The sequence below is a fragment of the Rhodococcus sp. 06-470-2 genome, assembly GCF_002258235.1.
In the GTDB taxonomy this organism is placed as follows: Bacteria; Actinomycetota; Actinomycetes; order Mycobacteriales; family Mycobacteriaceae; genus Rhodococcoides.
The window spans coordinates 160,758-180,016 of the sequence record NZ_NOYB01000031.1 but is presented as its reverse complement, the minus strand read 5'-3'; the positions used below and the strand labels follow the sequence as shown (position 1 = coordinate 180,016).

14 protein-coding genes are annotated in these 19,259 nt (G+C 59.9%); 7 read left to right on the top strand and 7 right to left on the bottom strand.

All coding sequences use genetic code 11. From position 1 onward, the window contains the following. Nucleotides 1–6: 6 nt before the first annotated feature. Together CH276_RS15390 and CH276_RS15385 are read right to left on the bottom strand one after the other, a co-directional pair. Complete coding sequence (locus CH276_RS15390; RefSeq protein WP_254924321.1) at nt 7–600, bottom strand: hypothetical protein; 594 nt, start codon at nt 598–600, stop codon at nt 7–9. Between the two features lie 49 nt (nt 601–649). Beyond that, entirely contained in the window at nt 650–1,990 is a 1,341-nt protein-coding gene (locus CH276_RS15385; protein ID WP_244165053.1) for a hypothetical protein, read from the bottom strand. 1,121 nt (nt 1,991–3,111) lie between these two features. Between CH276_RS15385 and CH276_RS15380 the strand changes: the two genes are divergently transcribed. Beyond that, nucleotides 3,112–3,564 (top strand): helix-turn-helix transcriptional regulator, encoded by a 453-nt coding sequence (locus CH276_RS15380; protein WP_037183640.1) that lies wholly within the window; start codon nt 3,112–3,114, stop codon nt 3,562–3,564. Nucleotides 3,565–3,659: 95 nt separating this feature from the next. Here CH276_RS15380 and CH276_RS15375 read toward each other — a convergent pair whose 3' ends face one another. The 4 genes from CH276_RS15375 to CH276_RS15355 form a co-directional block, all read right to left on the bottom strand. Next, nucleotides 3,660–4,664 (bottom strand): GAF domain-containing protein, encoded by a 1,005-nt coding sequence (locus CH276_RS15375; protein WP_037183642.1) that lies wholly within the window; start codon nt 4,662–4,664, stop codon nt 3,660–3,662. Between the two features lie 52 nt (nt 4,665–4,716). After that, on the bottom strand, nt 4,717–5,682 hold the full coding sequence (locus CH276_RS15370) for an SDR family NAD(P)-dependent oxidoreductase (protein ID WP_254924320.1): 966 nt from the start codon (nt 5,680–5,682) through the stop codon (nt 4,717–4,719). A 378-nt stretch (nt 5,683–6,060) separates the two neighbouring features. Further along, complete coding sequence (locus tag CH276_RS15365; RefSeq protein WP_244165159.1) at nt 6,061–6,504, bottom strand: acyl-CoA thioesterase; 444 nt, start codon at nt 6,502–6,504, stop codon at nt 6,061–6,063. Nucleotides 6,505–7,672: 1,168 nt separating this feature from the next. Then, on the bottom strand, nt 7,673–9,124 hold the full coding sequence (locus CH276_RS15355) for an NAD(P)/FAD-dependent oxidoreductase (protein WP_094631389.1): 1,452 nt from the start codon (nt 9,122–9,124) through the stop codon (nt 7,673–7,675). Nucleotides 9,125–10,714: 1,590 nt separating this feature from the next. Between CH276_RS15355 and CH276_RS15345 the strand changes: the two genes are divergently transcribed. From CH276_RS15345 to CH276_RS15335, 3 genes are all read left to right on the top strand, one after another. Then, complete coding sequence (locus CH276_RS15345; RefSeq protein WP_037183649.1) at nt 10,715–11,470, top strand: SDR family NAD(P)-dependent oxidoreductase; 756 nt, start codon at nt 10,715–10,717, stop codon at nt 11,468–11,470. Nucleotides 11,471–11,606: 136 nt separating this feature from the next. Then, nucleotides 11,607–12,986 carry an MmgE/PrpD family protein gene (locus CH276_RS15340; RefSeq protein WP_094622278.1) on the top strand — a complete coding sequence of 460 codons (1,380 nt, stop codon included), beginning with the start codon at nt 11,607–11,609 and terminating at the stop codon, nt 12,984–12,986. A 79-nt stretch (nt 12,987–13,065) separates the two neighbouring features. Continuing rightward, entirely contained in the window at nt 13,066–14,424 is a 1,359-nt protein-coding gene (locus tag CH276_RS15335) for an MFS transporter (protein WP_254924319.1), read from the top strand. 21 nt (nt 14,425–14,445) lie between these two features. Here CH276_RS15335 and CH276_RS15330 read toward each other — a convergent pair whose 3' ends face one another. Further along, complete coding sequence (locus tag CH276_RS15330) at nt 14,446–15,228, bottom strand: IclR family transcriptional regulator (protein ID WP_217901044.1); 783 nt, start codon at nt 15,226–15,228, stop codon at nt 14,446–14,448. Between the two features lie 341 nt (nt 15,229–15,569). Here CH276_RS15330 and CH276_RS15325 point away from each other — a divergent pair, with 341 nt between their 5' ends. Genes CH276_RS15325 through CH276_RS15315 form a run of 3 tightly spaced genes read left to right on the top strand, consistent with a single transcriptional unit; the run spans nt 15,570 to nt 19,251 of the window. Next, nucleotides 15,570–16,904, top strand: a complete 1,335-nt coding sequence (locus CH276_RS15325) for an MFS transporter (protein ID WP_094631335.1) — start codon at nt 15,570–15,572, stop codon at nt 16,902–16,904. A gap of 51 nt (nt 16,905–16,955) precedes the next feature. Beyond that, nucleotides 16,956–18,437 (top strand): aldehyde dehydrogenase, encoded by a 1,482-nt coding sequence (locus tag CH276_RS15320; RefSeq protein WP_037183653.1) that lies wholly within the window; start codon nt 16,956–16,958, stop codon nt 18,435–18,437. A 55-nt stretch (nt 18,438–18,492) separates the two neighbouring features. Continuing rightward, nucleotides 18,493–19,251 (top strand): SDR family NAD(P)-dependent oxidoreductase, encoded by a 759-nt coding sequence (locus CH276_RS15315; protein WP_208601183.1) that lies wholly within the window; start codon nt 18,493–18,495, stop codon nt 19,249–19,251. The last annotated feature ends 8 nt before the right edge of the window (nt 19,252–19,259 follow it).

The window sequence follows — 19,259 nt, the reverse complement described above, 5'->3', positions numbered from 1 at the left end:
GGGTGATCACGCTTGCTCGATGGCGGCGATGACGTAGCGACCGTCGACCTTGTCGGTGGTGATCCGTTGGCGGTACTGCGTCCCAGGCCCGTTCGGGCCGCTCTCGGTGAGAGTGAGGGTGTAGCAGCCGGTGCGCAGCGGGTCGATGTCGAGGCAGTAGGTGGTGCCGACCGGGACGGTGGCGATACCTGCGTCGAGGTTGGCTTCGACGGTGAACGGGGCACTTGCCGGGGCGTTCGGTGACACCAGAGCGTGCGCGGCCGCGCCCGATCGCTGGACGTAGTACGCGTGCTCGAACGCGGCGATGACCCCGGGGCCGCTGTTCTGATCACCGGTCGGCATCGAGCAATCCGGCCCGGCCGCAACGGTTGTCGGCGCGACGGAGGAAGCGGCTATCGTGTCGGTGGCTGTCGTGTCCGGCTCGGAGTCGCCACCGCTGAGCAACACAGCGGCGGCGACGGCTACGAACACGACAGCAGCCCCGGCGGCCGCGATCGCGCGTCGGCGCGATCGCGGCACACGGGGCGCGCTCGACGGCACCCCTGATCGGGCTGGGCCGGTGGCACTGGCAATCGGAGATGTCGTCGAACGGCGGATCATCTGGAATGTGTCCTTCCTGGCTGGTTCAACTAGCTGGCTGTAGGGCGAATCAGGCGGGTGCGAACGCCGCCTGCAAGCCGCCGAGAGCGGCAGTGGCCTGATCGACGATGGGTGCGGCTGCGGTGTTGACCGCGGCGACGGTGTCGGCGACGGCAGGCTGCTCGAGGGCCTTCGAGGTGAACCCCTGTGCTGCTTCGACGGCCGGTGCGGTCCACACCGACGCATCGTTGACGGCTTTGTCTACGATCGGAGCCGCGTTCTGAACGGCTTTGTCGGCCGCCGCGAGAACCTGGCGGCCGTTCGGGTCGGCCGCGAGAGTGTCGCGAACTTGCCCGATGGGGCCGGGGAGATCGACTGTCGCGGCCGGCGGGATCGTCGGAACGCTGTCGGCAGCCGGGGGAACCACTGCCGGGGCGGGGGCCGGCTCTTCGATGATCTGCTGCTCGCCGCCGAGGACGGTGGCACCGAGGATGCCGCCCATGACAGCGCCTGCGCCGGTCAGGCCCAGCACGATCGGTGCCGACAGTGCTGCGCCGACGCCTGCACCGGCAAGTGCGGCTGCGCCGGGGATGAAGACCCAACCCACCGGTCCTCCCCAGACGACCGCACCGGTGCCGGTGGTAGCGGCGACTCCGAGTCCGCCGCCGACAGCAGCAGCGGTGCCGGTGATCACCGCGGCCGGGACCACCGATGCAGCGAGGCCGACAGCGCCACCGGTGATGACACCGGTCGCGGTACCCGCTGCGATCCGGTCGGCGCGGGGCGCGTCGGCGAATCCGTTGTCCACAAGCCAGTTTCCGCCATCGGCTTGTATCGCCTGCAACGTGTTGTTGGTACGTGTGAGCAGGTTCTGGTCGACGATGTTGGTATCGACCGGCACCAACGTGCCGCCGGCGATGAAGGTTCCGGGCGGGGCCTCGATCGGGGCGATGACCTTGCGCTGCACCGTCGGGACCGGCGGCGGTGGCGGCGGTGGCGGCGGAGTCGCCTGCAGGGCCGGGGGTGCTTCACTCGGGGCAGCCGGCGGAGCGGGGGCCTGGTAGTAAGTGTTCTGGTAGTTCGAGGACTGCTGGTTACCGGCCAAGTAGTCGTCGTAGCTACGCGATGGGGTTTGCTGCACCTGTGGTGAGGGCTGGTAGCCGTCCAAGTACTGGCGCGGTTTCGGAGCTGGCGGCGGCGGGATGGCCGGTGCCGTCTGCGGTGTGCTCGTGACCCCCGGTTGTGATCCTCGAGGACTGGTCACTCCCGGCTGAGATGGTGCAGCCTGCGCGGGAGCGGCCTGCACGGTCAGGCCGGCGATCGTCACCGCGGCCACGGCGGGCAGCGATTTGATCACCCGCCCTCGCTTCTTGGATGAGCGGTGGTGTCCGGTGCCCTGTGATGCTGGCATTGGTGCCGATCCCTTCCTGGTGCGACCCGGCGATCGGGTCGTGCTGGTGAATGCGTCTGCGGGACAATCACTCTGGCGACAATTGGTTTTAGTGAGTCGGTGGGGAGAAGTGGATGGGTGCGTGCGATCGATAGGTTGTGGGGCAGTTGCACGCACCCATCACGTGCTAGAGGCTCAGAGCCAGCCGAAGACCACCGACCAGAACCAAGGCTGCTGGAAAATCCACATCAGGTACGGAATCCTTTCTGTGCGAACGGGTGTGGGTTCGAGGGGCGATGTCCCGGCGGGGCCACGCAGCGCTGAACATGATGAAATGCGCTTACTACGCGACCCTCGCGCCGGTCCACCGGTCGAGCTACAAGGCGCGGGGGAGCTCCTGTAGCTCACGAGTGGGGCTATCAGCGAAAGCCCACTCGAGTCGGGGCAGTCCGAACTGCCAGGTCTACGGCATACGGGTAGGAATGGACCGCTCGTTGCACGATGTGGATGGCTTCCACTCGGCTAGCAGTGCTCCGTCGTCACCGATGTATTGATGGCGACCGGAATGCCCGTGGTCGAGCGAGCATGCAATCAAGTCGCCATGTGTCCGATTCACGACGATCGCCGTGCAGAACTGATGCTCTGGGAGGAAATTCGGCTCCATCGCATCCCGTGCGGTGCTCACTTCGGTTCGGCCCCGTGACTTCGACGGAAACGGCAATGTCGGTCGAATGCGCTTGCTGTCGCACCTCGTCCGTAACGGCTCAACGCTGAACTTCGACGACGGTAAATGCTGGTCTGAGCCGTCGATGGCATGTGCGATGCGGCAAGGGCGAGCGACGCGAACATGTGGAACTCCCGACAGGAATGATCGGACGGATTCTTTGAACAGACCGACCTGATGTCCCGCGCTACAAGCAGTGCCGAGATAGGCAAGCACCGAGGAATCCCTTTTGGGCGCGCATCAGGACTGTAGAACAGGTTCAGTGCACCGCGCAATTGGTTCAGCTCCGTAGCACCGAGATCGAAGGGATGCATGACAGCAACTGTAACGCGCAACTATAAAACGCACAAGAGTCCAAGGTCATGACGGATCGAGGAAGATGGGACTGTCTTGAAAGGTCGACAGGGAGTTGGGGACAGTGCCGCGAAGCGGAGTTCGTGGGTTTCGCGCCGACCGGTTGCGTGAGCTACGGGTACGGGCGGGGTTCAGTGCAGACGACCTCGCGGCGAAGGTGGGCGCGACGAGGCAGGCGGTATCGACCTGGGAAACTGGACGCTCGACGCCACCGCCTGCGACGCTTGGCCGAATCGCGAACGCCCTGCACACGTCCGTAGCGGCGCTGGTTCCGATCCCGCAGTCTCAGCTCAAATTGTCCGACCTGAGGGTGCATGCGGCGCTGTCCCAGGGTGACGCTGCGCAGCTGCTCGGGATGTCGACTACCGTTCTCGCCGACATCGAGCGTGGGCGAAAGTCCGAGACCGAGGAGCGCATCGAGTCGTTCGCCGAAACGTATGGTGTGTCGACTCGAACAGTGGCAGCTGCGTGGAGTCGGACTCGCGATGCCCGCACGACACGCGCACAATCCTTGTAAAAAACGCAACTATTAAACGCACCTTCGGAGTTCACGCTTCAACTGCACTCAGTCCGGAGTGGGCTATGTGGGTCCGCATGGGTCCGCGAACTTATTTACTCCTCGCACAATTCGGTCAGAGTGACGAGTGCGGCCGTGGTGTGCTGATCGAGTGAAACTAGAACGGCATCAATTGTCATCGGCTTCCAGTCGCCGTCAAGAGTTCTGAACCGAAGCACGCCGTTGGTGCGTTCGCGTGCGAGTGCGTTCGACATTTGCTTCGCAATTGGTATGTCGTCCGGATGAATCGCCGGTACCGGTTCGTCAGGAAGGTTTTCCCAGCAGATACTCGGTGCAGGTTCAGAGTTGTACCAGCGCAGCAAGCTCAGATTTCTAAGGTTGACCAGTGCGCGGTACTCGCCCTCCTTGGTGGAAGCCTCCAGAACGCGATGCTCGAGAATCGTGGGTGGGGGAGCGATATTGATTTCACCTGCGGGGCCGATGTCCTGGGTGATACCCCTCAGGATGACTTCGGTGCCCGAAATCCCGTCTTCGGCAATCATCCGGCACGAGAAATGCGCGGCTCGAAGTTCGCCGTCGTCCCGCCTCACTGTCCAGACCGCTTGGTGAGTGGTGCCCGGCGCTGATTGCACGATCTTGGCCATAGCTTCGCTCTCGTCCCGGTTGGTGACAAGTCGGGTGAACGCTCCGGCGAGTGCACGCTGCGTCTCGCGCTCGTCTTGCGGAACGCAGTAAAGGTCGAGTAGATCGTTGCTACCGCTTGCTGTGCTCTTGGTTAGGTTGAACTGCCACGCCCCGGCGGCGTCTCGTCGAGGTGGAGTCTCGTCGCGCTGGCCGAGCCACACCCATGCGCCATGTGTACGGCCCGCGAAGGTGTGCAGTGGTTCGGCCAGAATTCGCCTGTAGCGGTCTTTGCATGGCCGATCCACTACGGTGCCTGTGGAAAGCGCCTCAGCTACCGCGGCGACTGCCTCTTCGCGGCTGGTGGAGCTGCGGAGAACTTTACGAGGTGGAACAAAGGATTTGGGCGAAGACCCAACTCCAATCACGGTAGGCTCCGCGTCTCCGAACGTCTCTATCAGGATCCAGCTGTTCGACATAGTTGACCGACCCCCGCAGGTCTGGTGAATGGTTTCTGTTGATGACGACTTGTTAGGTCCGTCGTAGTGCTTGGAGCGAAGGCAGCAGCCGTTGGTACTGAGGGCCAAGTACGCGCGTGGTCGCGGTGACGAGGCGGGCGTCGTTCCCTATAGTCACCTGCGACTTCCCCCTCCACGCACCCGCAATGATCTTTCGGGCGGCCACTTCGGGGGTGGTTCGGGCTATGCGGCTATCGAAAAAATCGGCAGTCCGCGCGTGATCAACGCCTGGTGCCGCCCGCGCCGTCCGAGCGATCGACGTCTTGAGTCCACCAGGTATCACACAGGTCGCACGCGCGGTTCGTGACGCCAGCCGCAGTTCTTGGTTGAGGGCCTCGGTGAAACCTCGTACGGCAAACTTGGATGCGTTGTACGCCGAATAGCCGGGTGCAGACATGACACCAAATGCAGACGACACGTTGACGATTCGACCTCGACGCGACTTCAGGATGTCCGGCAAAAAAGCGCGAGAGCTGTTGACGACACTCTCGAAGTTGGTCGCCATCACTAGATCGAAGTCAGCTGGGGGAGTGTCGATGACATCGCCGCTGTAGAGAACGCCTGCGACGTTGAAGACCGCATCGATACCGCCCAGTGCGGAGCGTGACGACGCCGCCCACGAATCGATTTCGATTCGGTTGGTGACATCCAGGTGAGTCGCGTGTGCGGTGTTGGTGGTAGCCGCGCACTCTGACTGTGTGTCGAGGAGGGCATCAAAGTTATTGTCTGCGAGAGAAAGAGACCAGTTCGAGCGTGCTAGTTGCAGAGCGACCTCACGGCCCACTCCCGAACCTGCCCCGGTGACCGCTGCTTTCCATTCCCCCGGCATCTGCTCTGCCTCCCAGCTCTCGGTGCCATCGGTAACTAGGCACCGTAACGACTCCTCGCTCATCGCGCTAGCAACCAGCTGGTCTGTATCCGGTCGCTCGGATGAGCTGTGTCCGACAGCCACCTCCGGCACCTCGATCGTGGCGATCAACTATCGTCGTCACACCGCCGGACGTCTGTCCCCGTCCGCGAATGACCCCGTCGCCGAGAAGCCCTCCGGGGTACGGCGCGAGTAGGCCGGAGCCGGGGATCGACCATCTCCATGCGACCCACTGCTCGTCGAGGACACGAGCTGTTTGTAGGACTCGACCGAGAACGGTGTCGGGGCTGTGCAAACGCATTCCCTGAGCGCCGTGACTTGGCCATCCTGCTGCTTCTAGTTGACCGATGCTTGCGGCCGAAGCGAGTTGGTGGAGATGGTGTGCTGAGTCGCAGTAGTCGACGCTCAAGCACAAGTGCCGCAACCTTCGTAGGATCTGCGCGGGCGCCGCCGAATCCCGTGTCGCACGCGGGACTCTCGTGAATACTGTCAGATTGGTTGCTGATGTGTTGTCAGGTTCGCGAACCCCTGTCTGCGGGCGCGGGCAGAGTTATAGCGCTGTATGGCGATCTCACCGCTCGGATGCAGTGGTGGAACAGGTGCGGGATTGCCGGCCCCGTCTACGGCAACCATCGTGAAGTAAGAACTGTTGACATGTCTGAGTTGCCCCGACCGAATGTTCTCGGCATCCACGCGAATACCGATTTCCATTGAGGTCCGTCCGGTGTAGTTGACCGAAGCGGAGAAAGTCACGAGCTCACCGACGTGTATTGCCTCTCGAAAAATTACTCGGTCAACTGAGATTGTCACGACATAGGTTTGCGCGTATCTACTCGCGCAAGCATAGGCAACTTGATCCAGTAATTTCAGTAGCGCACCACCATGAACATTTCCCGAGAAATTGCTCATGTCCGGTGTCATGAGGACAGACATTGAGAGTGCCACTTGGCCGCGCGGGACGGCCTGATCGGATGAGACGTGGTCGGTCTCGGTACTATGCTGCATTGCACTCCTGATAACGTCAATAATTGAGGCGTAGATCCGACTGAGTAAGCGATTCCGTGAAGCAAATCCAGTGGTCACTTCGAAGCGCTTCCTTGCGAACAGTTCGGAGACGGCGAACGCTCAGTGCATGTTGGTGGGTGGTGATAGGGCCACTTTGGCGTAAGTCAGTCTGCCTATACGGGGACCGAAGTGTAGCCGACAATCTACGTTCGATCTGACGATGTGTACCAGCAAACGTGCTACACAGGCGCTGTCCTCGGCGACCTTGATGGGTCCGGCCGCGCCACGATATTGAACCGCGAGACGGTCGTCATCGGGACCTTTCACTTCTCGAAGTCCTTTGCGCTCAGGCGTGTACCTAGCCGATCGGCCAGATTCGACATTGTTTCGATCGCGCGAGCTTCGTAGAGTCCACCTTGGAAAACTGATCTGCGCAGCGGTTGTGACGATGCCAGGAATGGCGTTGGTGTCCGACGTGGGGGGAGTGCCAAGTGTGGGAACCGTGGAAATGCTGGCGACGCCGTGCACGGGAATTGCGCTCCACGTAGAAGTAGGGATTACATCACTGCTCGCCGTCCGGAACTAGTAAACGCGATGCTGCGTACAATTCGAGGCTGAGATGACGAGCTTCGAGGGGCTTACTGATGACGCAGATCAACCGGCCGGCAAGCGCTGCTAACCAGTCCCCGGCCGCGTTGGCAGGACGTGCGTGTGGAGTCGAAGCGGCCGGCATCTACAGTCCTACTCTGTACGTTCGCCAGCATTTTGGATCAGCGATCACAGAGTTGTTTCTCATTGAAGCGAGTTTGTACACGTGTAAAGATCGAACAACGAATGATCGTGCTGACTTCGGCCGGCATGAGTGCATCGGCTTCACGGACCAGATATCCACCGTCGACGGGCAAATATGTGCCGGTTGCTGAAGGTTCGGGATGGGTATGGACGATTTCAGAATTGGCGTCATTATTGTTGTCCTAGGTTCATGAGATCGATCGGAAATCGGCGAAGTCCGGCGAATCAAAGGCGAATGGCTTGGCTTCGCCTCATCCGAAGCCGGCAGCGCATCATTCGGCGCACTCGTGTATTGGTCTGCTGGTTAACCTCGGGTTCCTTGCAGTGGGCGCGTAACGGATTTTGGGTCCGGTGCAGTGACTTCGATACCGGCGTCGCTCGGGTCGGGCGCATTGAAACGGACCATCGCGGCCCGTGCGTCCACCTGCTGCTCGGTCATCGCGAGTTGGCCACGGCCGCGGGAGAAGAACGCCGTGAGCCACGAGATGACGGTCGTCAGACGGCTACGGAAGCCAACGATGTACACCAGGTGCACCAGCAACCACATCATCCAGGCGACGAACCCGGTGACCTTGATCGGTCCGACCTGCGCAACGGCACTGAATCGCGAGACGGTCGCCATCGAGCCCTTGTCGAAGTATTTGAAGTCCTTGCGCGTCGGTACGTCCCGGCCTGCGCGGACGGCTTCGACTCCCGCGGATATGGTACGTGCTGCGTAGCGGCCACCCTGAATCGCAACCTGTGCAACGCCGGGGAGCTTGTCGAGACTCATCATGTCGCCGACGACGAAAACTTCGGGGCGGCCGGGGAGCGTCAGGTCCTTGTTCACCACTACGCGTCCGGCGCGGTCGATCTTGGCACCGGACTGCTCGGCGAGTTGCTTACCGAGCGGGCTCGCCGCAACTCCTGCGGACCACACCTTCGTGCGGGCCGCGATGCGTCGAACAGTGCCGTCACCGTCCTTGACCGACAAGCCGTCGGCATCGACGTCGGTGACCATCGCGCCTAGCTGGATGTCGACGCCCATCTTTGTCAGACGCTTTGCGGCGGCCTGGCTGAGGGAATCGGCGAACGGCGGCAGTACCTTCGGTGCGGCGTCGAGCAGGATGATGCGGGCACTGCGGCTGTCGATGTGGCGGTAGGTGCCACGGAGCGTCTTGTGCGCCAACTCGGCTATCTGACCGGCCATTTCGACTCCGGTCGGTCCTGCGCCGACGACGACGAAGGTAAGCAGCTTCTCGATCTCGGCTGGATCCGTTGCGAGTTCGGCCTGGTCGAATGCGCCGAGAATACGGCCGCGGAGTTCGAGGGCGTCGTCGATGGTCTTCATGCCGGGTGCATAGTCGGCGAAGTGGTCGTTGCCGAAATAAGACTGACCCGCGCCCGCGGCGACGATGATGCTGTCGTAATGGGTGACGGTGACGCGCTCGAGGAAGCGGGACGTGACGGCCTTCGCGTCGAGGTCGACGGCGGTGACATCGCCGAGGATGACCGATGCGTTGTGCTGATCCTTGAGGATCAACCGGGTCGACGGGGCGATCTCGCCTTCGGACAGGATCCCGGTTGCCACCTGGTACAGCAGGGGCTGGAACAGGTGATGAGTGGTCTTGGCAATGAGCGTGACGTCGACGTTGGCTTTACGCAACTGTTTCGCCGCGAACAATCCACCGAACCCGGAGCCAATAATAACGACCTGGTGTCTGTGGATGCGCTCCGCGAGAGCAGGGGTTAGCTCGGGCGTGTCAGATGCGAGAATGGTCAGGTCCTTCCACGTTCGGGACGGCCGGGATACGGCTGTCGAGCACTCGCTGATGCAGCGAACCATCGGGGTCACTACTGTTTGCATCGGCTGCATTGGTAGATTCCGTCACCGTCAGCCTTCTTTATCCACTATCTGGTGAGCCAAGTCCAATATCGAAACTCGATACGGCTTATCAGTCTCAGCAATTCAGGCTGAGTCGTGGGGATTGGCCCGCGACCAACGCCCCTCGAAGTCGCGACTTGGTGGCACCGTAAGAGGATGAATCATCAGTGTGAACTGGTCATGTCGACCTCCGATCTGCTCCTACCGGTTTGTTGGTACGGGGAGCGACGTCAGGGAGAAGTCACTACCAGGCCTATAAGTGGTATCGGCTTTCGATACTGGATTTTGATATAAGGAAGTTGTGAAATTGGTCTGAAAAAATCTTGAAGTTCCGATCTCCGAGGTTAGCCGACGCTCATATGATCCCGAAAGCAGCTGAATGACCGCGAAAACGAGAGAAACGATCGCAAAAGACTGTCAGGTCTCGAACCGCAGCTGTATCCACGTGATCAGCGATGGGGGAGCAGACTGCTACCCAAATGCATACCTCATTCGCGTGATGCAAGGCGGAGATCTGCTGGTACTTGACCATGATCGGGTACGAGTGGCTTCGTACACGCCTGGAATGTGGACAATCGACGTCCTCACGAGCGGTTGAACGAGCTGACCGATGACGCTACTGCTCTAAGAGCAACCTCGAGATGCAGAGTCGGATCCAAACGGTTGGACGGTCGACTTGATGTGGGCCGTCATCTGCCCGGCACCGCCGACTTGTCATCAACAATTCTGAAACGCCTCTCCGTCGGCGACGATGGTTCACCGACTAGCCGTCCATGGTCGGTGCCACCCGTCGCCACCGCAAACTTGGAGTCGTAGTAGAAATGCCGTTCGGGCCCGTTCGCTTCGACTTGGATCCCGCGTTGATTGGTGCCCATTTCGCCGATGAGCTCAGGCAGCGCGCGGTTGTTTGGGCCCGTCCTGCCTCGGACAAGAGCAACAGTACGGACGAAGGTGCAGCTCCACCTCAATCCGGAACGAAGTACCGGGCCGAGGTATTCAGCAACTGATAGCGGGCGATGTCGGCTCGCCGACCTTCGCAAAGTAGGGGAGCGTGCTCCGCTCGGCCCAGCGCATTGGTTACCGCAAAGTCGATTCGCACGTTGCGCAGAACCACCGCTGACGTAGTCATGCAATCCGGCAACCCTTGCAATTGCAGCCGGGATGGCTCCCACTTTTCGTCGCCGCGGAGCTGTGCTCGTGGGCCGCGGAGCCGGAGCGCGGTCGACCAGATACCGCCGTTCGGCAGCATCGAATTCACAACGCGCGCGCTACGGATCGAGTACCTCATCCGACTTACCCACGACGTGTGCCTTTTCGGTGGATCTGCCACGCGAGTGTCACCTGGTGTGCGAGTCGGCGGGCACCCGACCTTGACGCAACCGTCTACATATGAAACTGTCTTTCACAGGCGAACGTGCGTCACGTCACATCCAGAGCTGGCTGTGACCTCGACGCCTCTGACAATTCATAGGAGATTGAGTGATGTTGCGATTTGAAGGCCGGACTGTCGTTGTGACAGGCGCGGGTAGTGGAATCGGTGCCGCGACCTCGGCTCGATTGATCGACGAGGGTGCGACTGTCGTCGTCGTGGACGTCACGCAGGAGGCGGTCGACGCGGCGATCGCCAACGTGTCCAACGCCGACCGCGTGCACGGAGCGGTGCTGGATGTCTGCGATCACGCCGCAGCCGTGAAACTTCTCGACACGATGCACCAGAAGTTCGGCAGTATCAACGGGCTCGTCAATTGCGCCGGCATCACCGGTGCAGGAACAATTGTCGACCTCGACCCTGAGGCTCATCGCAAGATCATGTCTGTCAATCTCGACGGCACGATAAACATGTGCCAGGCCTTCGTGCTGGCCGAGAAAGACACCCAAGGTCCGCGGGCGATCGTGAATATCTCCTCAGGGGCAGGGATTCTCGGTGTGCCGAATCGGCTCTCGTACGTCGCGTCCAAGTTTGCGATCTCCGGAATCACGAAATCGATGTGCCCTGAGCTGGGTCCCCTAGGTATACGCGTCAATGCGGTGGCTCCCGGAATGACCAGAACGCCTCTCACCGATTACATGATGAACGACCCGGTGAAGGCCGCATCGATCAATGCAAAACATCCAATTGGTCGAATCGGTTATCCCGAAGAAATCGCGGCGGCAATCGTCTTTCTGCTCAGCGATGACGCCAGCTTCATGACGGGCTCGGTCGTTTCGGTGGACGGCGGGCAGACAGCATGCCTATAGGGGCGCAGAAGTGTTGGTCATGGGCCACTACCGACACTTTGTATCGGCCGATCACTGTTTCGAGATCTGGATTGCCAACGAAACGGCCACCCCGACAAACCGACAACACCAATCACCCAATCGGAGAAAACCGACGATGACGAACCGTGACCTCTCTCAGGACCTTGCTGAGTTCGCTGCAAACACGCGATATGTGGACTTGCCGGCGGGCGCGGTCGAGGCCGCCAAGAAGAGCATTCTCGACACACTCGGGGTAATCCTGGGCGCAAGTGGCATGGAGCCCGCTGTCAGACCGATCATCGAGCTTGTCACCGATGCGGGCGGTAAGGAAGAAGCAACCATCCTCGGTTTCGGTGGCCGCGTTCCCGCCGCAGCCGCAGCCTTCGCGAACGGCACTCTCGCACACGGTCTCGACTACGACAGCCAGACTCCGTGGGGTGCACACCCGGACAGCTCACTTGTGCCGGCTCTCCTTGCTCTGGCCGAACGCAAGGGCTCCGTGACCGGCAGGGACCTCATCACCGCGGTGGCCATCGGTCAAGAGTTGTTCATCCGGCTACGTTGCAACGTCGGATGGAACATGGACTGGAATCTGTCGAGTGTCGTCGGGACGTACTCGGGCACTGCCGCCTGTGGCTCATTGATGGGGCTGACCGCAGAGCAAATAGCCCACTCGTTGGGCATTGCAAGCCTTACCGCAGGCGGCACCATGGAGCAAATATTCGGTGTCGGTAGCGACGTCCGGGGTCTGTACGCGGGATTCATCGCTCAAAGCTGTGTGAACGCAACCCTCCTGGCCGGGAAAGGTATGCATGGAATGCGGAACCTCTTCGAGGGGGAGGCCGGAATTTTCAACGTCTACTTCGGCGGCAAGTACGACCGCGAGAAAATGCTTGAAGGCCTGGGAGTCGACTACCTTAGCGAAGGCATGACGTACAAGTACTGGCCAGCGGTCGGAAACGCGCATACATACATTCATGCCGCAATCGAGCTGGTGCGCGAAAACCCCTTCGACGCTGCCGACATCGCCGAGGTCAGAGTGTACGTCGGCAACTTCGCAGAACGGATGACTCTCCCACTCCACGCTCGACAAGCACCGCAAACCATGATGGACGCTAAATTCTCGCTACCGTTCACAGTCGCAGTAGCACTGGTGAAGGGCTCGATGCTGTTGTCCGACTTCTCTATTGACACATTGAAAGATGCTGAAGTCCTTTCTGTGGCGAGCAAGGTGGTTCCGGTACAGGATGCCGAACTCAACTGGGATCTGAAATTGCCGGATGGCAAAGTCGAGGTGCAACTCCGTAACGGACAAGTATTCACCCGCCGGGGTTCTGATGTTCCTGGCACGCCGGAGCGACCGATGACCGTGGAAGAACTGTCGAAGAAGTTCGATGACTGTGCCCGCGTTTCTGTTCGACCACTACCGACGGAGGACATCGACCGGGTGACGACACTGCTCTGGGGGTTGGAGGCGTGCAACGACCTGACCGAAATCATCGAGCTCCTTCGCTGAGCGATGATTCTTTTAGATGTACCGAGTTCCGAAAGTTCTGTTCAAAAAATTCTGGTCGAATCAAGATGGAGGTAGTGCGGTGACTACAAATCCTCAGCCGGTCAGTTCGCCGGTCGACGGCAAGGCAGTTGTCAGGAAAGTGCGAAAGACGATCCTGCCGATTGTCTTTCTGCTTTATGCGTTCAACTACATGGATCGTTCATCGATCAGCTATGCCCAACTCACAATGGGCAGTGAGCTCGGCATCGATGTGGCAACCTACGGTGCTATTGCGGCAATCTTCTTTCTGGCCTACGTGCTCTTGGAAGTTCCGAGCAATATCATCCTCGCTCGGGTCGGTGCGAGGGTTTGGCTGGCGCGTATTGCGATTACCTGGGGCTTGGTCACTGTTGCGACCGGATTCGTACACTCTGTTACTCAGCTGTACGTCGCACGAATATTGCTCGGGATCGCTGAAGCGGGGTTGTTCCCCGGTCTGATTCTGTTTCTGACATTTTGGTTCCTCAACCACGATCGTGGCCGCGCCATAGGTGTTATGGCGCTGGCAATGCCGTTTGCCCTCATCGTCGGTAGCCTCAGCGGTGGGCTTATTCTCGATCATGTCGATTGGTTCGGGCTCAGTTCGTGGCGCTGGATCTTCATCTTGCAAGGTTTGCCGCCGGTCCTGCTCGGAGTGTGGATATTGCTGACGTTGGCGGACCGTCCGAACAAGGCAAAGTGGCTCAATGCCGACGAGAAGAATTGGCTGGAGAATTCGATTGCGGACGAGTACGCGGCCATGCCGGAAGACGACCAGGACCACTCGAGCGAGCTCAAGACGCTGAAGAATCGCAAAGTTCTGTATCTCGGACTCATCAATGCTCTCGCAGGAGTTGCCACCTACGGAATGACGTTCTTCCTTCCGCAGGTCGTGTCCCAGCTGAATCCGGAATACTCACCCACCAGCATCGGAATTTACGGAGCGATTCCGTACGTCTGCGGCGCCATCGTGATGTTGCTTTTGGTTCGGTATGCCGATATCAGCGGTCGACGAAAGCCAATTGTTCTGTTCTGCTTCGCCACTGCGATAGTAGGTCTTGTTACAACTGGTGTGTTCCGGGACTCGCCGCTGCTGGGGATGATTGGTTTGATACTTCTTGCATGCGGTGTCATCGGGAACATTCCGACATATTGGGCCCTGATCAGTGAGGTTCTGACCAAGCGTCAGGCCGTTGTCGGTATTGCAGTGATCAACTCGCTCGCCTCCGCGGGCGGATTTTTCGGACCGTTCCTCATCGGCAAGATAGCGACCCCCGGCGACATCATCGTCGGAATGAGCGTCCCGTTGGTTGCACTAACTCTGGCCTTCGTCTTATTGCTTTTTGTCAAGGTTCCGCAGCGAGAGCCCTTCGCAGTAGCCGGATCGAGAAAGCGCAAAGAAGCTGAGTCGACAATTTAGAGATGCGTCTCCGATTCGACATCAGTGCTTGGCACTCGCTCCCGCTCCCATTCTGCGGGAAAGGCTTTCGCAGGTCTGCACCAACAACATCCGAGCATGGTCCGGGTCTACATTCTCGGTTCCCGTCAGTCGGTGAATGAACGGGGTGGTCATTGCGGCCACGGCATTGCCCGTGAAGTCGAAGACAGGTGCAGAAATGTTGGTGATACCTTCGATTGTAAGCGACCTGCCTTGGCAGTAGCCTGCTCCCCGTACTTGGGCGAGATCTGCTAGAAACCTAGTGCGCTGGTCATTATCACCGGGCCCGGCAAGGGTAAGCAAAATCTCTAGGTCGGCGGGATCCATCTGCGAAGCGAGTACCCGACCGGACGCAGAGTTGTCGATCGGAATGAGCGCACCCAGTCGAACGGTGTGCACGTTGGTATCGGGGCAATCGACCTGAGCGACGACGAGTAATTGACCAGAATGAAGGATGCAGAGGTGGATGCTCTGGCCGATACGATTGGCAAGCTTCTGCATCTCGCTCCCTGCAATTGCAGTGAGACGCTGAATGGTAGGGGTGCGGTGCGCCATTTCGAACAACTTTGTCGTCAGTCGGTATCTGTCGGCTTCATCGACCTGGACGTAGTCTCGCTCGCGTAGCACCATCAGAACTCGGAAGATCTCGGATGTCGTTCTCCCCAGTTGCTTACCGATTTCGGCCTGAGCAAGACCGTTTTCGGTGGAAGCGAGAAGCTCCAGAATGTCGAGGCCCTTCGCCAGCGCGGGCGCTCGGTACTTCTGATCCTGTGCTTCTGCGGTCAACGTCTTAGCCCATCTTTCGCGGTAGTCATCGTAACTGCCAAATAGTTTCATATATGAAACATCGCGTCAAGAAGAATCGAGGAGAGGCGTTGGCGATAGGAAGTGGCTATCCGGGTGTTCGGATGTCGGTATTGGACGCGGGTCCTGGGAGAGGGGTTAATGGGTCAGGGGAGTTGTGATCGAGGCAACATCAATACCGAAATCGAGCAGCCATTCCGTATCGGGACCTCCTGGGCCCGGTCCACCGCAGCGACCGCCCGGCGACTCGATGAAGAGATTCGGAGAGTGAAGTGAACACAGATAGTCAACCGGAGTCGGCCGCTCCTATCCCGGCCGCGCGTATGCAGCCCAGAACGATGGAGACTCGCGCCGTCGTGAGTGGCACCCTAGGGTCTGCTCTGGAATATTTCGATTTTGCCGTCTACGGCGCTCTCGCAGCAACACTGTTCCCGGCCTTGTTCTTTCACAGTCTGGGGTCCACTGGTGCGCTCCTGGCATCGTTCGCGACGTTCGGCGTCGGTTTCGTCGCACGACCGGTAGGCGCGGTGGTATTCGGCCATCTCGGCGATCGACATGGGCGGAAGCCCATCTTGTTCGCCACGCTGATTCTCATGGGCGGTTCGTCGATCCTGATCGGTTTTCTGCCGACGGGACAGGGGTTCGGCATTGCCGCTGTGCTCGTGGGTCTGAGGTTCGTTCAAGGATTTTCGTTGGGCGGCGAAGCCATCGGAAACCAACTCATGACGATGGAACACGGCGACAAGAGCCGGCGAGGACTACTGGGCTCGTTCATCATAGTTGGCTCGCCGGTCAGTCAGGTACTCGCGAACCTCGCTTTGGTCGTTCTCAGTGCAACACTCAGCCAGGAGCAGTTCGAGTCGTGGGGTTGGCGCGTGCCGTTCCTCGGCAGCATCCTTATCGTCGTCGTAGCCGTCTTCATCAGAACGAAGCTCGAGGAAACCCCAGCGTTCGTAGTCAACAGTGCTGTCGAGCAAAGGATCGAGAAGACTCGCGGTGCCGGACTGTCGGTGCTGAGGACGCATCCACGCAAGGTTTTCATGCTCACGCTGGCCTGGGGCGGCTCGTCACTCAGTTTCTACTTGATCGCTGTGTACGGGCTGAGCTACCTTCCGAGTGAGACGGGGATGTCCTCGCAGACGGCGTTCGTGATCCTGATGATTGCCAACGGCGTATCCATCTTCTTCTCGATCGCCGGTGGATGGGTATGTGACCGCATCGGACGCAGGAAAGTCTTTTACATCGGACTCGCAAGCTGCTTCGCTGGAATTTTACTCTTCTTCACCCTTGCCAGCGCGAACGGATTCGTGACAGGCCTGATAGTGACCTTGGTCTTGTGCTCGATTCAATTCCTCAGTGGCGCTCAGCCTGCATTGTTCGCGGAGCAGTTTCCGACCGAGGTGCGATTTTCAGGCGCTGCCATGTCACATACGTTTTCCAACTTGATCTTCTCTGCCCCGGCACCTTTCGTTGCAGCAGCTCTCGCTGCCCTAGGTGGCACCAGCTCGGTGATGGTGTTCACGCTGGCAGTGATTGTCGGCTCGGCATACGCGGTGTCCAATCTCGACGAGGGCCGTCACATCGAGCTGTCCGAATACACGACCGACCGAGTTGCCGCCACCGCGCACGGTACAGCCGGAGCTCGACCTGCGCCGTGACCGAATTCGCATGGCCAACTCTCGCATGACAATAAAACGAAGGGATCGACTATGAAGAAGTACCAGATGTTCGTCGACGGAGATTGGGTCGACCCCGACGGAGGGCAGTGGACCGACACCGTCGATCCCTATCGAGGGGAAGCGTGGGCGCAGATCCCTCTCGGTAATCAGAACGACGTCACACGGACGGTTTCGGCAGCCCGCCGCGCGATGACCGACGGACCGTGGTCGTCGATGTCGGCGTCGGCGCGCGGAAAGATCATGCGCCGTTTGGGAGATCTCGTACTCGCGAACGCCGATCACTTGGCGGCCGTCGAGGTTCGTGACAACGGAAAGCTACTCGCTGAGGTCAACGGACAGTTGGCATCGCTTGCCGATGTTTGGTACTACTACGCCGGGTTGGCCGACAAAATTCAGGGATCGACAATCCCCATCGAGAAGTCCGATTCGGTTGCCTTCACGTACCGAGAGCCGATCGGGGTTGTCGCAGCTCTCACCGCGTGGAATTCGCCACTGTGGTTTGCGGCGGTCAAGTGTGCACCGGCGCTGGCCGCCGGGTGCACCGTCATCGTGAAGCCGTCGGAGTTCGCTTCTGCCAGTACGTTGGAATTCGCCGAGCTGACCAGGCAGGCCGGGTTGCCTGCCGGTGTGTTCAATGTCGTGACAGGACTCGGCCCGGATGTCGGCTCGGCGCTCGTGGAACATCCCGATGTCGCGAAGATTACGTTCACTGGGTCCGATACGACCGGGGCCAGGGTCTACGAGAGCGCCGCTCGCACGATGAAGCGTGTGTCGCTCGAACTGGGCGGAAAATCACCGAACATCGTGTTCGAGGACGCGGATCTGGACAAGGCCGCGACAGGAGTGGTCTCGGGGATTTTCGGTGCCTCAGGGCAGATGTGTTCCGCCGGCTCGAGGCTGCTCGTCCACAGTTCCATCAAGGACGCGTTCACCGAGAAGTTGGTGGAGATTGCCCGCAGCATCCGACTCGGCGATCCGAACGATCCACTGACCAATGTGGGCCCCATCGCTACGCCACCGCAGTATCGAAAAGTACTGGACTACATCGACATTGCGAACGCCGAGGGAGCTCGTTGCCTTCTCGGCGGTAAGCCGGCCAGTGGCGCTGATCTCACCGGTGGTCAGTTCATCGAGCCGACGATCTACACAGACGTCACCAACGACATGCGGATCGCGCAGGAGGAAGTGTTCGGCCCCATCCTTTCGATCATCGAATTCGAGGACGAGAAGCACGCGATCGCCCTCGGTAATGACGTGGCGTATGGCCTTGTTGCAGGCGTGTGGACCGAAAACGTTGGACGCGCGCTACGAATGTCGAAGGCCCTCGACGTCGGGACCGTGTGGGTGAACACCTACCGTACGTACAGCTACATGGTTCCATTCGGCGGTACCAAACAGTCCGGTTTAGGTCGCGAACACGGAATAGAAGCCGTGGACGGATATCTCGATACCAAGAGCATTGTCATCTCCACCGATGACGGTGCGCCATCCAATGCTTTCGTGATGCGCTGAGTCGGATCGTCGTTGGTTGCTGAGATCGGAAGACAGAGGAGAGGGACGCGGCATCATGACGCCTTCGATAGGCATGGAAGCTCATTCGACGACCCCCGGGCAACGATTGCTCGGACGCAAAATAGTTGTGACCGGCGCAGCGTCGGGAATCGGCAAGTCGACTGCCCAGCTCTTCGCGAGCGAGGGTGCTTCGCTCGCGCTACTGGATCGTGACGAACGTGGCGTAATGCAGTCTGCCGAACTTACCGGTGGAACCGGTTACGCGGTCGATATCACCGACGAGGAGGCGGTTGGGTATACGGTCGATCGAGCGGGCACTGCGCTGGGCGGCATAGACGGTGTAGTCAATGCCGCAGGAATTATGTTCCGCGGCCTGGCATCCGACGTCACGGCGGCGGACTGGCGGCACGTGCTGGAGGTCAATTTGACCGGTGCTTACATAGTTCTGCGTAGTTGTATCCCCTGGCTGCAGAAGGAGGAGACCGCGACAATCGTGAATATCGCGTCAGCGCAAGGCTTGCTACCCAATGCCCCCGGATACACCGCATACGCCGCCTCCAAGGGTGGAGTGTTGAACCTGACTCGCGTTCTCGCCGCCGAGCTGGCACCGACAGTGCGAGTCAACAGTGTGTGCCCCGGGATGGTGGACACCGCGATGGCAGACGGACACCGAAACAACGTTGGGAACTATGCGCTGGGCCGTTTGGCTGAGCCGATCGAAATTGCTCGTTCGATTCTGTTCTTGACCAGCTCGGAATCTTCGTACGTCACAGGCTCAGCGCTCGCGACCGATGGAGGCCGGTCCTTCCACTGAACCGGCTA